The sequence below is a fragment of the Pseudomonas sp. P7548 genome (assembly GCF_013386585.1).
GTDB lineage: Bacteria > Pseudomonadota > Gammaproteobacteria > Pseudomonadales > Pseudomonadaceae > Aquipseudomonas.
This window is the reverse complement of the sequence record NZ_JACARO010000229.1, coordinates 1-341: the sequence shown is the minus strand read 5'-3', so window position 1 is coordinate 341 and position 341 is coordinate 1. Positions and strand designations below refer to the sequence as shown.

Genomic DNA, 341 nt, shown 5'->3' with positions numbered 1-341 from the left:
ACCCGTACCCGACTTTCCGTGCCGTTTCGCCCCACCCTGCTCGCCCTTTGCTGCTCCTTGAGCCTTGGCGCTCACGCTGCCGCCCCCGTCACCCCGCAGGATGCGAATAACCGTCAGGACGGCAACACACTGGAATTGGGCGCCACCAACATCAACGTCGATGCGCCAGCGCCAAGTGCCCTGCCCCCAGTCTATGCCGGTGGCCAAGTGGCAAGAGGTGGCCAGTTGGGTGTGCTGGGCAACCAGGACATCATGGACGCGCCGTTCAGCATGGCGTCCTACACCGAAAAACTGATCCGCGACCAACAGGCGCAAACCGTCGGCGATGTGTTGCTCAACGA

1 pseudogene is annotated in these 341 nt (G+C 63.0%); it reads left to right on the top strand.

The features are described from left to right. A pseudogene (locus tag HX803_RS32440) lies at nt 1-341 on the top strand (TonB-dependent siderophore receptor); the annotation flags it as partial.